Genomic DNA, 18606 nt, shown 5'->3' on the forward strand with positions numbered 1-18606 from the left:
CGACAGCGACTCCTGGCTCGGCGCCAACACCAGCCCGCTGCTCTTCGACACCTCGGGCAACAAGAAGGCCGCCTACAACTCCGTCCTGAACGCGCTCAACAGCGCGACCCCCACCAATCCCACGCCCACGCCCACCCCGACGGTCACGCCGACCGTCACCCCGACCCCGGGGACCGGGGGACAGATCAGGGGCGTGGCCTCCGGCCGCTGCGTGGACGTGCCGAACGCCTCGACGACCGACGGCACCCAGGTCCAGCTGTGGGACTGCCACACCAACTCCAACCAGCAGTGGACCTACACCTCCGCGCAGGAGTTCAGGGTCTACGGCAACAAGTGCCTGGACGCCGGCGGAACCGCCAACGGGGTCAAGGCCCAGATCTACGCCTGCCACGGCGGCAACAACCAGAAGTGGCGCCTCAACTCGGACGGCTCGATCGCGGGCGTCCAGTCGGGCCTGTGCCTGGACGCCGCCAACACCGGAACCGCCAACGGCACCTTGATCCAGCTCTACAGCTGCCACGGCGGCAACAACCAGAAGTGGACCCGGAGCTAGGGCTTCAAGGAATCGAATCGTGAGACGGCACCGGACGGTGCCGATCGGGGTCGGGGCGGTGATCGCTACGGTGATCGCCGTCCTGGCCCCTCTCGTCGTCCGGGTGCCCGGGGCGCGGGCGGTGACTTCTCAACTCCCGCCACGGCGGAAACAACCAGCGGTGGACCCGGGGCGGAAAAGCCCGAAGGATGAATGACGCCGCCCGCGAAGAGGAATTACATCCGGTGGCCCTTCCGAACGATTCAAAAGGGCCTCCGGCTCGACGGTGAACGGAATGGAACCGGCGCCGGGCCGGCCCGGCGGTGATACCGCGAGGTGTGCGCGCCATGGCGTCGCGGTCGCCTGCCGAGCGGTCGAACAGGGCGACGTCGACGTGTTCGCCGGAAGGCTCTCATCACGTCGGATCCGCCGGAGCGGATGAAGCGCCGACGTCACAGGTGAACATGACAGATCTGGAAAGCCATGTTTCATACTCTTGACGACATTCTTGCGTTTAGTGTTTGCTATGCATTGTCATAAATGACATATCCGAGGGGTCGGAAAAGGTTGGTGTCGTCTGCTTGATATCAGAGTTCACCTCTCTTGGGCCCGTTCGAAGGTAACGGTCTGGATGGCAAGCCGGCGATGAACGCCGTATTCATCGAAGAACTCGCCGATCAGGTTCTCGCACATACGAGAACGCCTCCGAGTTCTCTTCGCCCGCCATCGGACTGACACGTGACGCCTGGACCCGGAGGTGATCCGGCCGATGGCCGGCGGTGCCGCGCCGGCCATCGGCCGGGTTCGCGCGTTCCTCGCCGACAGGGGCCGTCCGGCCCCCGGCCCCCCGCACCCGAGACATCGCCCGGAGGCTCTCCTTTCGGGCCTTGAGCCTTGAGAGGGCCGTTCCCGGAAGGCGGTTCTCCCTAGGGGGTCGCCGAAACTCCCGCCTCGGTGGCCTCCCGGACCGGAGCCCGACCGCCGCGGCGCCGTAGGACCACCACCGCTCCCGCCGCCACGACCAGCGCACCCGCCCCGGCGAGCCACGGCCACGGAACGGCCGTGCCCGCGCCGGTCAGCGAGGAGGTGTCCCACAACACCACCGTCTTGTCGTCGCCGCCGGTGGCGAGGGTCTCGCCGCCGGGAGCGAAGGCGGCCGACCAGACCGGACCCGCGTGGCCGCTGAGGGGGTCGCCGATCGGCCGCCGGGTCGCCAGGTCCCACAGCCGGACCACGGAGCCGGTGCCCACGGCCAGGGTTTCGCCGTCCGGGCCGAGCGCGATGGTGTGAATCTCGTCCGGATGGCCGGTGAGCGGGTCGCCGATCGGCCGCCGGGTCGCGACGTCCCACAGCATCACCGTCATGTCGCGGCCGCCGGTGGCGAGGGTTCTGCCGTCGGGAGCGAAGACGACCGACCGCACCAGATCGGTGTGACCGGTGAGCGGGTCGCCGATCGGCCGGCGGGTCGCGACGTCCCACAGGATCACCGCCGCGTCGTCGCCGCCGGTGGCGAGGGTCCTGCCGTCGGGGCTGAAGGCGACCGACTGCACCCAGTCGGTGTGGCCGGTGAGGGGGTCGCCGATCGGCCGGCGGGTCGCGACGTCCCACAGGATCACCGTCTTGTCGGCGCTGCCGGTGGCGAGGACCTTGCCGTCGGGGCTGAAGGCGACCGACCGTATCCAGTCGCCATGACCGGTGAGAGGGTCGCCGATCGGCCGGCGGGTCGCCGTGTCCCACAGGACCACCGTGTGGTCGCCGGGCTCGGTCCCCTCGTTGTTGTTGCCGCCACCGGCCAGGATCCTGCCGTCCGGGCTGAACGCCATCGCCTCCACCGCCCTGGTGTGGCCTTTCATCGGGTCGCCGATCGGACGGCGGGCCGGGACGTCCCACAGGATCACCGCGCCGTCGCCGTCGCCGCCGGCCAGCGTCGTGCCGTCGGGGCTGAACGCCACCGCGTTCACCCTCTCGGTGTGCCCCCTGAGCTGGGCGACTTCGGTCACTTCCGTGGGCCCCGTCGTGGACCAGGACAGGTAGGCCACGGTGGCGGCGGTGGCCAGGAGCGCCGCGACGACCGCGATCGCCGGGCGGAGCCCGCGCCGGGGGGTACGCGCCGCGACCCGGGTGGACGCGGTGGTGACCGGCGAGGCGGTGGAGGGCGGGACGGCGGGAGACACGGCGGTGAACGGCAGGGTGACGGGCCGTACCCCCTCTTGGCGTGCGGTGGCGTACGCCTCGGTCGGTGAGGGAGACGGTGAGGGAGACAGCGAGGGGGGCGGTGAAGGAGCGGGTGCGGGGGGAGTGGGGCGTCCGGCGATCCGGGTGTCGCCGTCGTCCGGTCCCGGTCCTGGTCCTGCTTCCGCTTCCGGTCCCGGTTCTTGCCCCTGCCCCGCTCCCGGTTCCGGTCCTTGCCCTGCTCCCGGTTCCGGTCCCGCTTCCGGGTTCGGTCCGGTGGAGGGTTCAGCGGGGGCCGGGGTGGCGGCGATCTCGGCGAGAGCCCCGGCGGCCTGCGGGCCGGTGAGGCGGCGGGCAGGGTCCTTGCGCAGCAGCCCCTCAAGAAGGGGCGCCAGCGGGCCGGCGTGCACGGGCGGGGCGGGCGGACGGGTGACGATCGAGACGTAGATCGAGCCGTGCGTCGTGCCGCTGAACGGCCTGCGGCCCTCGACCGCGGCGTACAGGGTGGCGCCCAGCGACCACAGGTCCGACGCCGCGGTGGCGGGATGGCCGTTGATCTGCTCGGGAGAGATGAAGGCGGGGGTGCCCAGCGTGGTGCCGGCGCCGGTGAGGGTGACGTCCCCCTCGACGGCGGCGATCCCGAAGTCGGTCAGCACGACCCGCTCACCTTCGAGCAGGACGTTGGCGGGTTTGATGTCGCGATGGGTGATCCCGGCGGCGTGCGCGACCGCCAGCGCCGCGAGGACCTGCCCGCCGATCGCCGCCACCCGCTGGGGCGGCAGGCGGCCCCGGGTTCTCAGCACCTCGTCCAGCGAGGGCCCGTCGATGATCTCTGTAACGATCCACGGGCGGCCGTCGGCGTCGACGACCTGGTCGTGGACGGTGATGATCGACGGATGTTTCAGCTGCGCCGCGGCGCGGGCCTCACGCCGCATCCGCTTGTAGAGCGTCTCGCGCGCGGAGACGTCCAGGTAGTCGGGGAGGATGAGCTCTTTGATCGCCACCTGGCGGTGCAGGCTCTCGTCCCGCGCCCGCCACACCGTGCCCATCCCGCCGCGGCCCAGCACGTCCATCAGCCGGTATCGCCCGGCGACCAGCCTGTCCGCGTCGTTCGCCACGGTAGAACCTTAACGATGGAACGGTGCGATAAGCCGTGAAGGGGAACTGATCGTAACCGTGATGATGCCGAGCGTGGGCCATTCGACCGGCGCGTGAATTTCCGGGAAGGGCGGAGGCGACCGCGCGGGATTCCGGCCGACCGCCGAGCCGTTGACCGCTGAGCCGTCGGCCGCGGCGCCGAGGGCGTTCGGGTCAGCCGGTGCCGCCGGGGGAGATCAGGCCGGTCTCGTAGGCGACCACCACGGCCTGGACGCGGTCGCGCAGGCCGAGCTTGGACAGGATGCGCGCGACGTGGGTCTTCACCGTGGCCACGCTGAGGGTCAGCCGGTCGGCGAGTTCGGCGTTGCTCAGGCCGGTGGCGAGCAGGCGCAGCACGTCCAGTTCCCGGGGCGTCAACTCGGCCAGGTCGCGGTGGAGGGCCGGCCGCACGTCGTCGCGGCGGGCGAAACGCTCGACCAGGCGGCGGGTGATGGTGGGGGCGAGCAGGGCGTCGCCGGAGCGCACCAGGCGGACCGCGGCCACCAGGTGTTCGGGGGAGACGTCCTTGAGCAGGAACCCGCTCGCCCCCGCGGCGAGCGCCGCGTACACGTACTGGTCGAGGTCGTAGGTGGTCAGGATCAGCACGCGGGTGTCCCCGGCGCCACCGGCGAGGATCCGCCGGGTGGCTTCGAGGCCGTCCATCCGCGGCATCCGGATGTCCATGAGCACGACGTCGGGCCTGGTACGGCGGACCGCGGCGACGGCCTCCTCCCCGTCGGCGACCTCGGCCGCCACCTCGATGCCGTCGGCGGCGAGGATCATCCGGAATCCCGTGCGTACCAGTGCCTGGTCGTCGGCGATGACGGCGCGCAACCGTTCGGTCATGTCGTCCTCCACGGGACGCGGGCCTTGATCCGGAATCCGCCCCCGGCCGTCCGTCCGGCGTCCAGAGTCCCGCCGTAGACGGCGAGCCGTTCGCGTAACCCGATCAGCCCCCTGCCGTCGCCGGTCCGCGGCCCGGCGGTTCGTGCCCCGCCGGTGTCGGTCACCTCGATCTCCAGCCGGTCGCCGTCATGACCGATCGTCACGGACGCGGCGGCCCCGGCCGCGTGCTTGATCGTGTTGGTGAGGGCCTCCTGCACGACGCGGTAGGCGGCGAGGTCGACCCCAGGAGGCAGCGGCCCGGGCGGCGACACCTCGACGCGCACCGGCACGCCCGCGGCGCGGACCCGTTCCACCAGGGCGTCGAGCTGGTCGAGCCCCGGTTGGGGTTCGAGCCCGTCGGAAGGCCCGTCGAGACGCTCGCCGCCCGGACCGGCGAGCAGGCCCATCACGTTGCGCAGCTCGGCCATGGCGGCCCGGCCGCCGGACTCGATCGCGAGCAGCGCCTGCTTCGACTGCTCCGGCTCCGCGTCCATGACCTTGCGGGCCGCGCCGGCCTGGATCACCATCACGCTGACATTGTGGGTCACCACGTCGTGGAGTTCGGCGGCGATACGGGAGCGCTCCTCCGCGACGGCCCTGCGCATGGCGTCCTCCTGCACCTGCCACAGCTCGGCGAGCTGGGACCGGCCGGCTCCCAGCTGCTGCCGCCAGAAGCGGACGAAGCTCGCGAAGACCCCGACACTCAGCAGGACGACGAACGGCCCCATCCAGCCCGGCAGCGCGGGCGTGATGTCCCCGAACCCGGCGCCGGCGAGCCCGGCCGCGAGAACGAGACCCCCCATCGCCAGGAACCGGTTACGGCCGTGGACGATGGCACCGTACGCGGCCACGGCGCAGGCCAGCACGGTGATCCAGGTGGCGTCCATGTGCGTGGCCCGCGCCGCCAGCAGCACCACCCAGAAGGTGATGAGCGGGTACCGGCGCCGCACCGCCAGCGGCAACGTCGTCAGCGCCACCAGGAACGCGGACGGGGTGTAGGACGGCCGGGCGAGCGGATGGCCGACGGAGGACCGCGGGCTGACGGACAGAGCGGCGGGAGGTGGTGGGAGGGCGGGCGAAGCACCAGGAGCCGCTGGGGGATCGGCGGAATCGGGGAGGTCCGGGAGATCTGGCAGGTCCGGCAGATCCGGCAGGTCCGGGAGATCGGGAATCGGCGCCAGGGACGGGGCGGCGGATGGGAGCCGCAAGTACTCGATCACTTCGGGCTGATCCACGACGGGGCCGTTCGCCGGATATCCCACTGACACGGTCACCGCGGCGACCGTCAGGACGAGCGCGACCACCACGTCGGCGGCGAACGCTCCGCGAGACGGCTTCGGGGGGCCGTCGCCTCCCGGCTCCGGCGTGTCCCGAGCCGAGTGACCCCTGTCCAGCCGGCCGTACAGGTCGAGCACATGCCGCCGCCACGACGGTCGTTCACCGGTTTCCACCGGCACATTGTCACCGTCCGCCGGTCCGTCCCACATCGGCCGTTGTGACGGGGACTCACGGTCCTGGGGAGTACATCGCAGGGATGACCCGGCGGCCCTTCGTCCCCGGGAGGTACGCGATCTCGATATGACGGCCGACGCGCACCGGCGTGGCAGTGCCTAGTTTCGTTCCCGCCGTCACACCGCTCCGGGGCCGCGACCTCGGCCCCGGACCCGGCCGCGATCCCGATCCCGATCCCGATCCCGATCCCGGTCGCGGTTCCGGCTTCGGCCTCGACCCGGACCCCGACCTCGGCAAGGCATCGAGTCGAGGTGCTGTCCACGACCACCTTTCGGACCGTCTATCAGGAGGACATAGCGTGACCGCTGTCCTAGAAGCCCAGGGCCTGGGCAGGAAGTACGGCAGGCGCTGGGCGCTGCGCGAGTGCACCGTCGACATCCCGGCGGGCCATGTCGTCGGGCTGGTCGGCCCCAACGGAGCCGGCAAGACCACACTGCTGAAGCTGGCCGGCGGCCAGCTCGAACCGACCGCGGGCGACATCACCGTGCTGGGCGGGCGGCCCGGGGGCACGCCCGCCCAGCTGGCCAGGGTCGGGTTCGTCGCCCAGGACACTCCCGTCTACGCGGGACTGACCGTCGCCGAACACCTGCGGCTGGGCGCCCGGCTCAACCCCCGCTGGGACGCCGCCATGGCACGGGAGCGCATCGCACAACTCGGCCTCGCCCCCGCCCAGCGGGCCGGCAGGCTGTCCGGCGGGCAGCGCGCCCAGCTCGCCCTCACCCTCGGCCTGGCCAAACGGCCCGAACTGCTCATCCTGGACGAGCCGGTCGCCTCGCTCGACCCGCTGGCCCGCCGCGAGTTCCTGCGGGGGCTGGCGGAGGCCGCCGTCGAGCACACGCTGAGCGTGGTGCTCTCCTCCCACCTGGTCTCCGACCTGGAACGGATCTGCGACTACGTGATCGTGCTCACCGGCTCCCGCCTCCAGGTCGCCGGGGAGGTCGACCGGTTACTGGCCACCCACCACCGGCTCACCGGCCCACGCCACGCCCCCGGCCCGCTCACCGGTCCAGGCCACGACCCCGGCCGGAACGCCGGTCCACGTCACGACCCTGACCGGCTCCCCATCGGCGGGTACGTCGTCTCCGCGCGCCACACCGACCGGCAGAGCACGTACGTGGTCCGTACCGACGCCCCGATCCACGACCCCGCCTGGACGGTCACCCGGCTCGGCCTGGAGGACCTCGTCCTGACCTACATGGACAGGCGCACCGCCGACGACCGGCGAGCCGGCCAGGAGGAGAAGGAGGAGGCGCGGCGATGATCTGGCTCACCTGGCGTCAGTTCCGCGGCTCGGCCACGATGATGGCCGCCGTACTCGCGGTTCTCGCCACCGCCCTGGCCCTGACCGGCCCGGACCTGGCCTCCGACTACGCCGCCGGGATCGCCGGCTGCGTCCCGGACGACACCTGCCCCGACTTCTACGACCGGTTCTTCGGTGAGCACGACATCCCCTTCCTGGCCCTCACCCTCGTCGTGTTGCTCGTACCGGCGCTGGTCGGGCTCTTCTGGGGGGCGCCGCTGGTCACCCGCGAGCTGGAGGCGGGCACGCACCTGCTGGTGTGGAACCAGAGCGTCACCCGCGGCCGCTGGCTGGCGGTCAAGCTCGGGCTCGTCGGCCTGGCGGCCGTGATCGCCGCCGGCGTGTGCGGCCTCGCGGTGACCTGGTGGTCCGCCCCCCTGGACAGGTCGGCTGTCCCGGAGATGGCACAGATGGCTCCCGTGGTGTTCGGCGCGCGCGGCATCGCCCCGATGGGGTACGCGGCCTTCGCCTTCGTCCTCGGCGTGACCGTGGGCATGCTGGTACGCCGCACGCTGCCCGCCATGGCCCTCACCCTGGCCGTCTTCGCCGCGATCCAGCTCGCCATGCCGGCGCTGGTCCGGCCCCACCTGATGCCCCCCGTCACCGCGACCTTCGAGTTGGGCCGGGCGAACGTGGACGGCATGAGCCCGAACCGAGATCCGCAGGGGGGCGGCTCCATGCGCATCTTCCTGAGGACGTCGGCCGTTCCCGGCCATCCGGGCGCCTGGGTCCTGTCCAGCGAGCTGGTCGATCCGTCCGGACGTACGGGCACCGACGACGGCGACGGGGACTCGGGGCCGTCGACGACGGTCGTGCGGACCATCCCGATCTCCACGACGTCGGGGCCCTGCGCGCGGGCGGGGGTACCACCGAGCGTGGACACGTGCCTGGTCGAGATCAACCGGCTCGGGTACCGGCAGCAGGCCACCTACCAGCCCCTGGAGCGCTTCTGGCCCTTCCAGTGGATCGAGACCGGGATCTACGCCCTCCTCACCCTCGGCCTCGTGTGGTTCTCCTTCCGGTGGATCCGGAGACGCCTTTCATGACCGCCGTCAGGATCGCGGCCGCGGCACTCGCCCTCCTGCTGGTGGTGGCCTGCACCGCACCGGCGCCGCCACGCGGCCAGGCGGCGAGCACGACGGCCGGTACGGTCTGCGCACCGCCCCAAGGTCCTCCCGGGCCGGAGACGGCCACCACGATCGACGTCGTCGAGCAGGCGTACTTCTGCATCCTGGGCAACTACTACGGCGGCGCCACCCTGGACGCCCGCTCGCTGCTGACCGCCGGATTCGCCGCCCTCACACGGGAGCTCGTCCGTGACGGGCGCGACCTGCCCGACGCGACCATGCCCGCGCTGACCGGCGACCGCAAGACCGACTGGACCGCCTTCGAGAGCGTCTACCGGAAGGTCACCGACCAGGTTCCCGACCTGCGCGACCGGCTGGCCGTCGTCACCCTGGAGGCACTCGTGGCCGCCCTCGGCGACAACCACGCCCGCTGGGGGCGCCGGCCCGAACGGCCGATCGACCACTACGACGACGACGGCTACGGCCTGGGGCTCGAGGCGAACGTCGGTGCCTCGCAGGCGAACGGCGACCTCGGCGTCGTCCTTCCGCCGCTGTTCGTCACCACCGTGCAGGGCGGCGCCGCGCGGGCGGCCGGGCTGCGTCCGGGCGACGTCGTCGAAGCGGTCGACGGCTCGGCGCCCTTCGTCGACGGCCGGGCCACTCCCGCGATCGCCGCTCTCTACCCCGAGTACCCGGAGGCGCGCCCGGTGCGGCTGCGGCTGCTGCGGCAGGACACCGGCCGCCGCTGGACCGTCACGCTCAGGCCCGGCCTCTTCCAGCGGGACCCGGCCACCCTGCGGGTGGTGTCGTCGGAGCTGGTGGACGACGACGTCGCCTACGTGCGGATGACCGGATTCGCGCCCGACTCCGCGGACCGGGTGTTCAAGGCCGTCTCCAGGCTGCGAAAGGGCCGTACGCTGTCCGGCGTCGTGCTGGACCTGCGCGGCAACGGCGGCGGCAGCCCCGTGGAGACGGTCCGGCTGCTGAGCGCGTTCGTCCACGGTGAGAACACCGCTTACCAGTGCACCGCCGGCGGCACCTGCCAGGCCATGCCGACCGACGACACCGTCGAGTTGCTCGGACTGCCGCTGGTGGTGCTCGTCGACCGCGGCTGCGCCTCGGCCTGCGAGCACTTCGGCTCCGCGGTCAAGGACCTGCGCATCGGCCGGCTGGTCGGCACCAGGACCGCCGGGCGCGTCTCCGGCCCGGCCGGCTCCTACCTGCTCGCCGACAACACCCTCCTCGGCTTCCCCGGCCGACACCACCTGGGGCCGGACCGCGAGGTCATCGACAAGATCGGTGTACCGCCCGACCACCACGTGTCCCTGACCCCGAAGGACGCGGCCGCCGGGCGCGACCCCGTACTGGCCAAGGCCCTGACCCTGCTGCGCACGTGAAGGGACCTCGCAGATGAGAAGACTCCTGATGATCGCCGCGGGACCGGCCGTCCTCGCGGTTCTGTCCCTGTCCGCCTGCTCCGCGCCCGCGCCACCCAGAGCCGACACCCCGCGGGCCGGACCGCCCGGCCCCGTCACCCTGCCCGCCCCCACCGGCGCCCATCCGGTCGGCACCACCGCCCTGCACCTGACCGACACCTCCCGCCCCGATCCGTGGGACCTCGACGCCGGCGCCAGGGAGCTCAAGGTCACCCTGTGGTACCCGACCGAGGAGCGCGACGGGCGGCGCTCGCCTTACATGACGGCCAGGGAGGCGGAACTCCTCCTGAAGGGCTCCGGGCTCCCGGCCACGCCGTACGACACGCTGAGCGGAACACGGACCAGCGCCGTCAAGGACGCCCGGCCCGCCGGGCGCGGGCTCCCGCTGGTGCTGCTCTCACCCGGCTTCACCAAGCCGGTGAGCACCCTCACGTCCCTGGCCGAGGACCTGGCCGGCCGGGGGTACGTCGTGGCCGGGATCGACCACACGTACGAGAGCCACGCCACCACCCTGTCCGACGGCCGGGTCGCCGAGTGCCTCGCCTGCGACGACAACGGCGACCCGGGCTTCGGCACGCGGGTGGTCCGGGGCCGGGCCGCCGACGTCTCCTTCGTCCTCGACCGGCTGACCTCCGGGTGGAGGCATCCGGACCTGATCGACCGCGGCAGGATCGCGATGGTGGGCCAGTCGATCGGCGGGGCCGCCGCCCTGGCGGCCATGGTGAAGGACTCCCGCGTACGCGCCGGGATCGACATGGACGGCACCACCTACGCCCGGATCCCCAGGAGCGGCCTCTCCCGGCCGTTCATGTTCCTGGGGGCGCGAGAGCACGTCCCGGGCGGCCTCGACCACTCGTGGGACCGTGACTGGAGGCTGCTGACCGGGTGGAAGCGCTGGCTCGTGCTGCCGGACGCCGAACACCAGACCTTCACCGACATCCCGCTGCTGGCGGACGTCATCGGCCTCGAACCTCTCCCCGGCATGCTGCCCGCGGCCCGTGGCGCGGAGCTCACCCGCGTCTACGTGGCGGCCTTCCTCGACCGGCACCTGAGGTCACGGCCGCAGCCCCTCCTGGAGGGGCCGTCGTCCCGCCACCCCGAGGTCAGGTTCTGTCCCGGGACCTGCGGCCGATCCTGAGACCCCGCGCCGCCGGACGCCGACGGTGAGGCCTTCACCCGCCGTGCCGAACGCACGAGGAGACGACCACCGCCCCCGGCAAAGGGCGGGTTCCTAGCCGTCCACGGCGGCGCGGCGGCCGATGATGGGGCGCAGCACGTCGAGCACCGTCGCGTCCTCGATGGTCGAGGGGGCGGGCTCGTCGGAGCCCTCCGCGATGCCGCGCATGGTCTTGCGCAGGATCTTCCCCGAGCGGGTCTTGGGCAGGGCCGGGACCACGTCCACCTGCCGGAAGGCCGCCACGGCGCCCACCTGCTCGCGGACGGCCAGGACCAGCTCGGCCCGCAGGACCTGCGGGTCGATCTCCACCCCGCTCTTGAGCACCACGAAGCCGCGCGGCACCTGCCCCTTCAGCTCGTCGGCGACCCCGATGACCGCGCACTCGGCCACCGCCGGATGCGCGGCGAGCACCGCCTCCATGGACCCGGTCGACAGCCGGTGCCCGGCCACGTTGATCACGTCGTCGGTGCGGCCCATCACGAACAGGTAGCCGTCCTCGTCGAGGTGGCCGCCGTCGCCGGTCAGGTAGTAGCCGGGGAAGGCCGACAGGTAGGACTTCACGTAGCGCTCGTCGTCCTGCCAGAGGGTGGGAAGGGTGCCGGGCGGGAGCGGGAGCCGGATGCAGATCGCCCCCTCCTCGCCCGGGGCGCACTCGTCGCCGGAGGGCCTCAGCACGCGCACGTCGTAGCCGGGGACGGGCACGGTGGGGGAGCCCGGCTTGATCGGCATGGGCTCCAGCCCGCGCAGGTTGGCGGCGACGGGCCAGCCGGTCTCGGTCTGCCACCAGTGGTCGACGACCGGCACGCCCAGCTTGCCCGCCGCCCAGTGGTAGGTGTCGGGATCGAGGCGCTCGCCGGCGAGGAACAGCGTCCGCAGCGACGAGATGTCGTACCCGCCGAGCAGGGCCGCCTCCGGGTCGGCCTTCCTGATGGCGCGGAACGCGGTCGGCGCGGTGAACAGCGCGGTCACCCGGTGCTCGGCGATCACCCGCCAGAACGCGCCCGCGTCGGGGGTGCCGACCGGCTTGCCCTCGTACAGCACGGTCGTGGCGCCGCGCAGCAGCGGCCCGTACACGATGTAGGAGTGCCCGACGACCCAGCCGACGTCGGAGGCCGCCCAGAACACCTCGCCCGGCGCGATGTCGTAGACGTTGGCCATGCTCCACAACAGCGCCGCCGCGTGCCCGCCGTTGTCGCGCACGACACCCTTCGGCAGGCCGGTGGTGCCGCTGGTGTAGAGGATGTAGAGCGGGTCGGTCGCCCGCACCGGCACGCATTCGGCCGGTTCGGCCTTCGCCATCGCGTCCGCCCAGTCGACATCCCGGCCCTCCACCACCTCGGCGGGGGCCTGCTCGCGCTGGAGGATCACGCAGTGCGCGGGCGCGTGCGAGGCCAGCCCCAGCGCGGCGTCGAGCATCGGCTTGTACGGCACCACGCGGGTGGGCTCGATCCCGCAGGAGGCCGACACGACCACCCTGGGGCGCGCGTCGTCGATCCTGGCCGCCAGCTCCCTGGGCGCGAACCCGCCGAACACCACCGAGTGCACCGCCCCCAGCCGCGCGCACGCCAGCATGGCGATCACCGCCTCGGGCACCATCGGCATGTAGACCACCACCCGGTCGCCCTGCTCCACCCCGAGCGAGCGCAGCACCCCGGCGAACCCGGCGACCTCGTCGCGCAGCCCGGCGTACGTGTAGCGCCTGCCGGTGCCCGTCACCGGGCTGTCGTGGATCAGCGCGACCCGGTCGCCGTGACCGGCCTCGACGTGGCGGTCCAGCGCGTTGTGGCAGGTGTTCAGCTCCCCGTCGGGGAACCACCGGTAGAAGGGCGGCGCCCCCGCGTCCAGCACCTCGCGCGGTGGCCTGCTCCAGGTGACCGCCTCGGCGGCCTCGGCCCAGAAGTCCTCGGGATCGGCGATGCTGCGGGCGAAGGCGTCAACGTACGACATCAGGCCATCATGCTCTTTCCCGGACGCCCGGGTCGAGGCCCCTCTCCGGCCTTCACGCACGAAGAACGGCTCCCGGCGGGACCGAGGACCTCCAACCCGTGGGTTCGGGGTTCGAATCCCCGGCACACCACCACCTGTGGGGTCTTCGCATCGAGTTGGCGCGCGTGAATACGAGGTGGGCGCGTCGCGGTAGTGCGGGGACGGAAGGATGCCGGGGTTTGTCGGTGGGGTGATCTAACGTCCCGGCCATGACTTCAGCGACGCAGGCGTACACATACGCCGCGCCCTCCTCCCTGGTCGACGGTCGTCCCGGATCGGCAACCTCCGGCGGGCGGGCCCTGTCCGGCCCGGCCGTGGCCCCCCGGTTCTTCAGCGGCGTGGTGACCCAGGCGGCCCACGCCGCCGTGGAGGTCTCCCGATGACCCTCTGGACCGAGATCTGTGATCTGGTCACCCGCGACCAGGGCGCCCGCCTGGCCGACCGGCTGGTCACGCTCACCGAGGAGGAGCGCGCCGAGCTGAGCGGGCTGTTGCCCGGCCTCGTCAAGGAGCTGCGCCGCGCCCGCACCGAGCGGGTGCGCGCCGCCCATCCCGACGACTTCGAGGAGATGGCCTCCTGGGAGGTCGGCGACCTGCTCGACGAGCTGGCCAACGGGCTGCTGCTGACCGGTGTCGGCGTCATCACCGGCCCGGCGGCCACTGTGACGTGGATGACCGGCCGCGACGTCAACCGCCGCTGGGCCAGGGACCTCAACGTCGCCCGGGTGTGCCGGGTGGCGGCCGCCCGCCCCGAGGAGTGGCGTCGTGACGTCGCGGTCCGGCTGGCCCGGCGGGTGCGCCGTCCCGCCGACCGCATCGCGCCGCTCGCCGTGGCGCTGCTGCGCGAGTCCGGCGCCGTGCCGCCCGACCACGACCCGCTGGTGGCCGCCTGGCTGGCCGCGCCGAGCGTGGTCGGCGACCCGCTGACCCCCGTGCTGCTGCCTCGCGTCTTCGACGCCGACGGCGCGGGCCGCGCCCTCCGTGACGAGCGGCTGGAGCCCCGGCCGACCCGCTGGCTGGCCACCGCCGCCCGCGAGCTGCCCAGGGAACAGGTGCTCGACGGCTGCGTGAGCCGTTTCCTGCGCGGCGGCGAGGCGCAGGACCTGCGGTTCTTCGTCCGGCTGCACACGCTCCTCGACCCCACGCCCGCGGAGTCCGCGCCCCGCCTGCGCGACTACCTGCGGTTGTTGCCGTCGGCTCCGGGCACGGTCGCCGAGTTGGCCGCCGGGCAGGTGCGCGGGGCGATGCCGCTCGACCACGCCGACCTGGTCGAGGCGGTCGACGCGCTCACCTTCCGGGAGGAGGCCAAGCTCGCCGCCACGGGCCTGCGCTGGCTCGACCAGGCGATCCGGGCCACTCCCGAGGTGGCCGCCGATCTCGTGACCGCGCTGACCACGGCGTACGCGCACAAGTCCTTCGACGTGCGCAACCGCGCGGCCGAGCTGACCCTGAAACACGCCGGCCTGTTCGACGGCCACACCGACGTGATCCTCGACGCGATCCCCCAGCTCCCCGCCGACCTGGGCGTGAAGTTGGCCGAGCGGTTCGGCGGGGAGACCCCGGCCGAGGAACTGCTGGAGCGCAAGGAGTTCCCGCCGCTGCCCGAGGTGCCCTCACCGGAGCGGTTCCCCGAGCCGTCGATCTTCCCGAGCAATCGCGATTGCTGGGCCGGCCAGGAGCGCTGGCTGGCGGCCTTCGTCGCGGGGATCGCCGACGGCCGGGCGCAACTGCGCGGCAAGCTCAAGCCCCACGTCGAGCACGACCCGGGCTACTGGCAGTCCAGGGAGGTGCGCCTCAGCTCCGGTGACTGGCAGTCGGCGCTGTCCGCCGAGCTCGTCACTCCCGGGAGCGTGCCGGAGCTGCCGCCGATCGAACCGGAGAAGTTCTGGGACAGCGCGAACCACTCCGTGGGAGTACGCGTCCTCACCCGTGGCGAGGAGCCCGCCCCGGAGTCAGGGCCCCGGCGGTTCTTGATAGGCGGTGCATATCGGCCCGGCCGCTACCTCGACGACGACGCCCCGATGCGCGCCTTCTTCATCACCTGGACCAGCGACGACGGCCCCGGCGGGGCGGTGGCCCACGAGGGCGATCAGCGGATCCCCCTCGCCGGGGGCCGGATCCACCTGTACGGCTCCCCCACCGACGTCGAACGGCCGCGGCCTTCCGGCACCGGCCACGAGGAGATCCACGACGCCGGGCCGCCGGATCGCCTTCCTCCGGCGCGGACGAGGCCCGGCGTCCTGTACGACGACTCCGTGGAGGCCATGCCGTCCTCCACCCTGGATCGCGCCTACGAGCGCATGGCCGAGCTCGGGGTGGACCCCGCCCGGATCGCGGCGATGCGGGCGGGGGAGCGGGTGCCCCCGCCGGGCCCGGACGAGCCGCTCCTGGAGGTGACCGTCGTCTTCGTCCCGCCCCGGCTGCGTTCCTTCATGCCCGAGGAGTTGCCCGAGCACGCCGAGTGGCGGCGGCGCAACCGGCTGCCCCACCCCAACCGCGTCTCCCCGCCCCACGACTTCCTGCTGCACCGCTACGCGGAACTCGCCGAGGCCCTCAGGAACGGGACCATGCCGCCCGTGCTGCTGGCCACGCCGACCTGGACGACCGGCCACCTCGACCCCGACGTGCTGGTCGAGCGGCTGGAGACCTGCGCCGCCGCGGGCGTGGAACCGCTGCGGGCCGATCTGGCGCAGGCACTGCTGCGGCTGCCCCGGGGCGGCCACCCGGACGCCGCCGACCGGGCCGCGAAGATCGATTCCGCGGCGGCGCGCAGGGCGGCCGAATGGCTGGCGGGGCAGGGGATGCCCGACCCGGAGTGCGGTCTCCGGTGGACCCACATGGTGAACGCGTCCATGGTCGAGTTCGGCGAAGGCGAACCCGAGCATTTCACCCAGGTCCGCCTGACACCGGTGCTACGGGCCACGCCCACCGGCGACGAGCTGATCGACGAGGTGTTGCTGCGGCAGCCGTTCGACTGGTCGGGCGAGCACCTGGGCAGCGGGATCGGCGGGTGGCCGGCCACGCTGCCCTCGCACCGCGAGGTGGTGGCCGTGAACATGCTGCCGTTCGTGCTCCGCAGCCACTGGTACGCGAGCGTGGGCCCGGCGGAACTGTCCCGCCTGGCCGCCTGCGACGGCCCCGTGAGCGAGGCGACAGCGGTGATCATCGCTTTCCTGCTGGGTAGCGGCGTGCCCGGGACGATCCCGCTGGTCCTGCGGATGGCGGCCAGGGGCGACCTGCCCGCCGAGGCGATCGGCCGCCAGCTCGCGCTGGTGCTGCGCCGCACCTGGCTGGAGACCCGCCCCGCCGTCGCGGCCCTGAGCGAGCTGGCCGACGCCGGCGGCCACCACGAGGTGTGGCGCATGCTGCGCGCCCTGCTGCCCGAGATGTTGCCGGGCAAGGGGCGGCGCATCACCGTGACCCACACCGAGCTCGTCGCCTTCGCCGCCGACGTGGCACGCTGGACCGGCGCGCGCGGGGAGATCCCGGTCGTCGCCGGGTTCGCGAGCGGCCGCCGGACGATCCGTTTCGTCCACGAGTGCAGGCGACTTCACACCCAGCTCACCGGAGCCACGTCATGACGAACCGCGCCGGGGTGCGTCACCCCGGCGCGGTTCACACCATCCCGCTCGGTTCGGCGGGGGCGGTGTAGCGGGCCTCGATGAGCTCGCGCACCCGCTTCCTGGCGTCGTCGGCCGAATCGCCGGGGTCCTGCTCGACCTCGGCGACCTCGGCCGACAGCTCCTCGTCCTTGACGCTGTCGGCCAGCCAGCGCGAGTAGTCGCCCCGGCGCAGGTGGTGGTTCCACGTGTCCTCGTCGACGCCGTCGGCGATGCGGCAGAACGCGGTCAGGTTGCCGCATCGCAGGTTCAGCGCGTTCTCGGGGCCGCGGAAGTAGAAGCTGGAGTCCTCGCCGAGCTCGCCGGCCGCGTACTTGCGGCGGTGCCTCTGGCGTTCCTCCTCCGGCGGGGCCAGCCGGACCCTGACCGGCTCGCCGTCGAGCTCCCAGAACAGCAGGTCCCCGGTCGGCAGGTCGGAGAGATCCCCGCCGGGGGCGTCGTGGCCGGTGGCGGCGGCGAACGCGCCCAGGACGCCGCCGGGCTCGTCCCCGACCGCGACGACCGTGTTGAGGGTCTGGACGACCGCCTCGCTGACCGCCTCGGGGTGCACGGTGACCAGCAGGAGCCCGCCTATCTCGCGGAGCATCTCCACCGACTGCAGCTTGAACCCGTCGGGCATCATGTGGTGGGCCTCGTCGACCACCAGCCAGTGCGGGTGCCCGGAGCCGGCCGGCAGCGCCGACAGGCGGGGCAGGAAGTCCTGGAAGAAGCCTGGCCGGTCGTCGAGGGGCACGCCCAGCAGGTTGACCGCGACGCTTCGTCCGGGATCCTGCAGCACCTGCAGGATCTCCTCCTGGGTGGGCGCGCGCCGGACGTCGCCGAGCACGGACGCGCCCTCGATCCCGTCGGTGTAGTCGCCCTCGGGGTCGATCAGGCAGAACTGGTAGCCGGCCTTGGTGATCCGCTCCAGCAGCGCGGCGGTGACGGTGGACTTGCCGCTGTGCGAGGGTCCGGCGACCAGCACGCGCATGTCGTACGGCGGGAAGCGCACCTCTCCTTCGTCACCGGTGCCCAGCAGCAGGTGGTGGCGCGCCACGTCCACGTCGGCCAGGTCGTTCTCCACGATCCGGTCGATCAGCTCGACGACCCCGGCGCCGCGTTCCCCCTCGGTCACCAGGTCGCACCGCTCCTTGACGGCGGGGAGCGCGTTGGCCACCGCCACCGCGCACTCGCAGGCGGCCAGGAACGCGTGGTCGTTCTCGGCGTCGCCCACGCCGACCGTGCTGTGCGCCGACATCTCCAGCTCGGCCAGGGCGGCGGCCAGGCCGGTGGCCTTGTTGACACCCGAGGGCAGGACCATCACCGCGCCCTTGTTGAAGATGACCTGCATCTCCAGGCCGAGCTCGCGGATGACGTCGAGAACGGTCTCGGCGTGGGGTTCGGAGGTGGCCACGATCACCGAGCCGACGCTGAGCGGTTCCACGTCCAGCTCGCGCAGGCGCTCGACGAACGCCTCGGGCGGCGCCTCCGCGAGGGTCGAGCTCTTCTGTTCGCTGGGGTGGTGGAGCACGGCCCCGTTCTCGGCGACGACCAGGTCGAACAGGTCCAGCCGCTCGAAGTCCCGGGTGAGTGATTCGATCTCCCTGCCGGTCACCATGACCAGCCGCCTCCCCGAGCGGGCGAGGCGTTCGAGCGCGTCCAGTGTGTCGTCGTCGACGTGGCCCTCTGCGGCCAGCGTTCCGTCGTAATCGCAGGCCAGAACGTGATAGCGCATGCCGGGCCCCTACCCGGGACCGGGGAGGGAAACGGGACGCGGGATGAACATCTCCTGGCAGAAAGGCGT

12 protein-coding genes are annotated in these 18606 nt (G+C 72.7%); 7 read left to right on the plus strand and 5 right to left on the minus strand.

Annotation, left to right across the window (positions count from 1 at the left end; all coding sequences use genetic code 11):
* Positions 1–553 (plus strand): RICIN domain-containing protein (locus AC5L38_RS41955; RefSeq protein ID WP_495248401.1); only part of this gene is annotated, 553 nt, incomplete at its 5' end.
* Positions 554–1458: 905 nt separating this feature from the next.
* On the opposite strand, the gene AC5L38_RS41960 is transcribed toward AC5L38_RS41955, so the two are convergent.
* From AC5L38_RS41960 to AC5L38_RS41970, 3 genes are all read right to left on the minus strand, one after another.
* Positions 1459–3822 (minus strand): WD40 repeat domain-containing serine/threonine protein kinase, encoded by a 2364-nt coding sequence (locus AC5L38_RS41960; RefSeq protein ID WP_495248402.1) that lies wholly within the window; start codon positions 3820–3822, stop codon positions 1459–1461.
* Between the two features lie 193 nt (positions 3823–4015).
* Positions 4016–4687 carry a response regulator gene (locus AC5L38_RS41965; protein ID WP_495248403.1) on the minus strand — a complete coding sequence of 224 codons (672 nt, stop codon included), beginning with the start codon at positions 4685–4687 and terminating at the stop codon, positions 4016–4018.
* Complete coding sequence (locus AC5L38_RS41970) at positions 4684–6177, minus strand: sensor histidine kinase (RefSeq protein WP_495248404.1); 1494 nt, start codon at positions 6175–6177, stop codon at positions 4684–4686. The genes AC5L38_RS41965 and AC5L38_RS41970 overlap by 4 nt, the downstream gene beginning before the upstream one ends.
* Before the next feature lie 359 nt (positions 6178–6536).
* Here AC5L38_RS41970 and AC5L38_RS41975 point away from each other — a divergent pair, with 359 nt between their 5' ends.
* Genes AC5L38_RS41975 through AC5L38_RS41990 form a run of 4 tightly spaced genes read left to right on the plus strand, consistent with a single transcriptional unit; the run spans position 6537 to position 11179 of the window.
* On the plus strand, positions 6537–7499 hold the full coding sequence (locus AC5L38_RS41975; RefSeq protein WP_495248405.1) for an ABC transporter ATP-binding protein: 963 nt from the start codon (positions 6537–6539) through the stop codon (positions 7497–7499).
* On the plus strand, positions 7496–8584 hold the full coding sequence (locus AC5L38_RS41980; RefSeq protein WP_495248406.1) for an ABC-2 membrane transporter-related protein: 1089 nt from the start codon (positions 7496–7498) through the stop codon (positions 8582–8584). Before AC5L38_RS41975 ends, AC5L38_RS41980 begins: the two co-directional genes overlap by 4 nt.
* On the plus strand, positions 8581–10002 hold the full coding sequence (locus tag AC5L38_RS41985) for a S41 family peptidase (RefSeq protein ID WP_495248407.1): 1422 nt from the start codon (positions 8581–8583) through the stop codon (positions 10000–10002). Before AC5L38_RS41980 ends, AC5L38_RS41985 begins: the two co-directional genes overlap by 4 nt.
* 13 nt (positions 10003–10015) lie before the next feature.
* Positions 10016–11179: an alpha/beta hydrolase family protein gene (locus AC5L38_RS41990; protein ID WP_495248408.1), complete on the plus strand. Its 1164-nt coding sequence runs from the start codon at positions 10016–10018 to the stop codon at positions 11177–11179.
* 93 nt (positions 11180–11272) lie between these two features.
* Here AC5L38_RS41990 and AC5L38_RS41995 read toward each other — a convergent pair whose 3' ends face one another.
* Positions 11273–13165: a propionyl-CoA synthetase gene (locus AC5L38_RS41995; RefSeq protein ID WP_495248409.1), complete on the minus strand. Its 1893-nt coding sequence runs from the start codon at positions 13163–13165 to the stop codon at positions 11273–11275.
* Between the two features lie 248 nt (positions 13166–13413).
* Here AC5L38_RS41995 and AC5L38_RS42000 point away from each other — a divergent pair, with 248 nt between their 5' ends.
* Together AC5L38_RS42000 and AC5L38_RS42005 are read left to right on the plus strand one after the other, a co-directional pair.
* Entirely contained in the window at positions 13414–13587 is a 174-nt protein-coding gene (locus AC5L38_RS42000; protein ID WP_495248410.1) for a hypothetical protein, read from the plus strand.
* On the plus strand, positions 13584–16784 hold the full coding sequence (locus AC5L38_RS42005; RefSeq protein WP_495248411.1) for a DUF7824 domain-containing protein: 3201 nt from the start codon (positions 13584–13586) through the stop codon (positions 16782–16784). Before AC5L38_RS42000 ends, AC5L38_RS42005 begins: the two co-directional genes overlap by 4 nt.
* 34 nt (positions 16785–16818) lie before the next feature.
* Here the strand turns inward: AC5L38_RS42005 and AC5L38_RS42010 are convergent, their stop codons facing one another.
* Positions 16819–18537: an HAD family hydrolase gene (locus AC5L38_RS42010; protein WP_495248412.1), complete on the minus strand. Its 1719-nt coding sequence runs from the start codon at positions 18535–18537 to the stop codon at positions 16819–16821.
* Positions 18538–18606 lie beyond the last annotated feature (69 nt).

The organism is Streptosporangium nanhuense, from assembly GCF_059358815.1.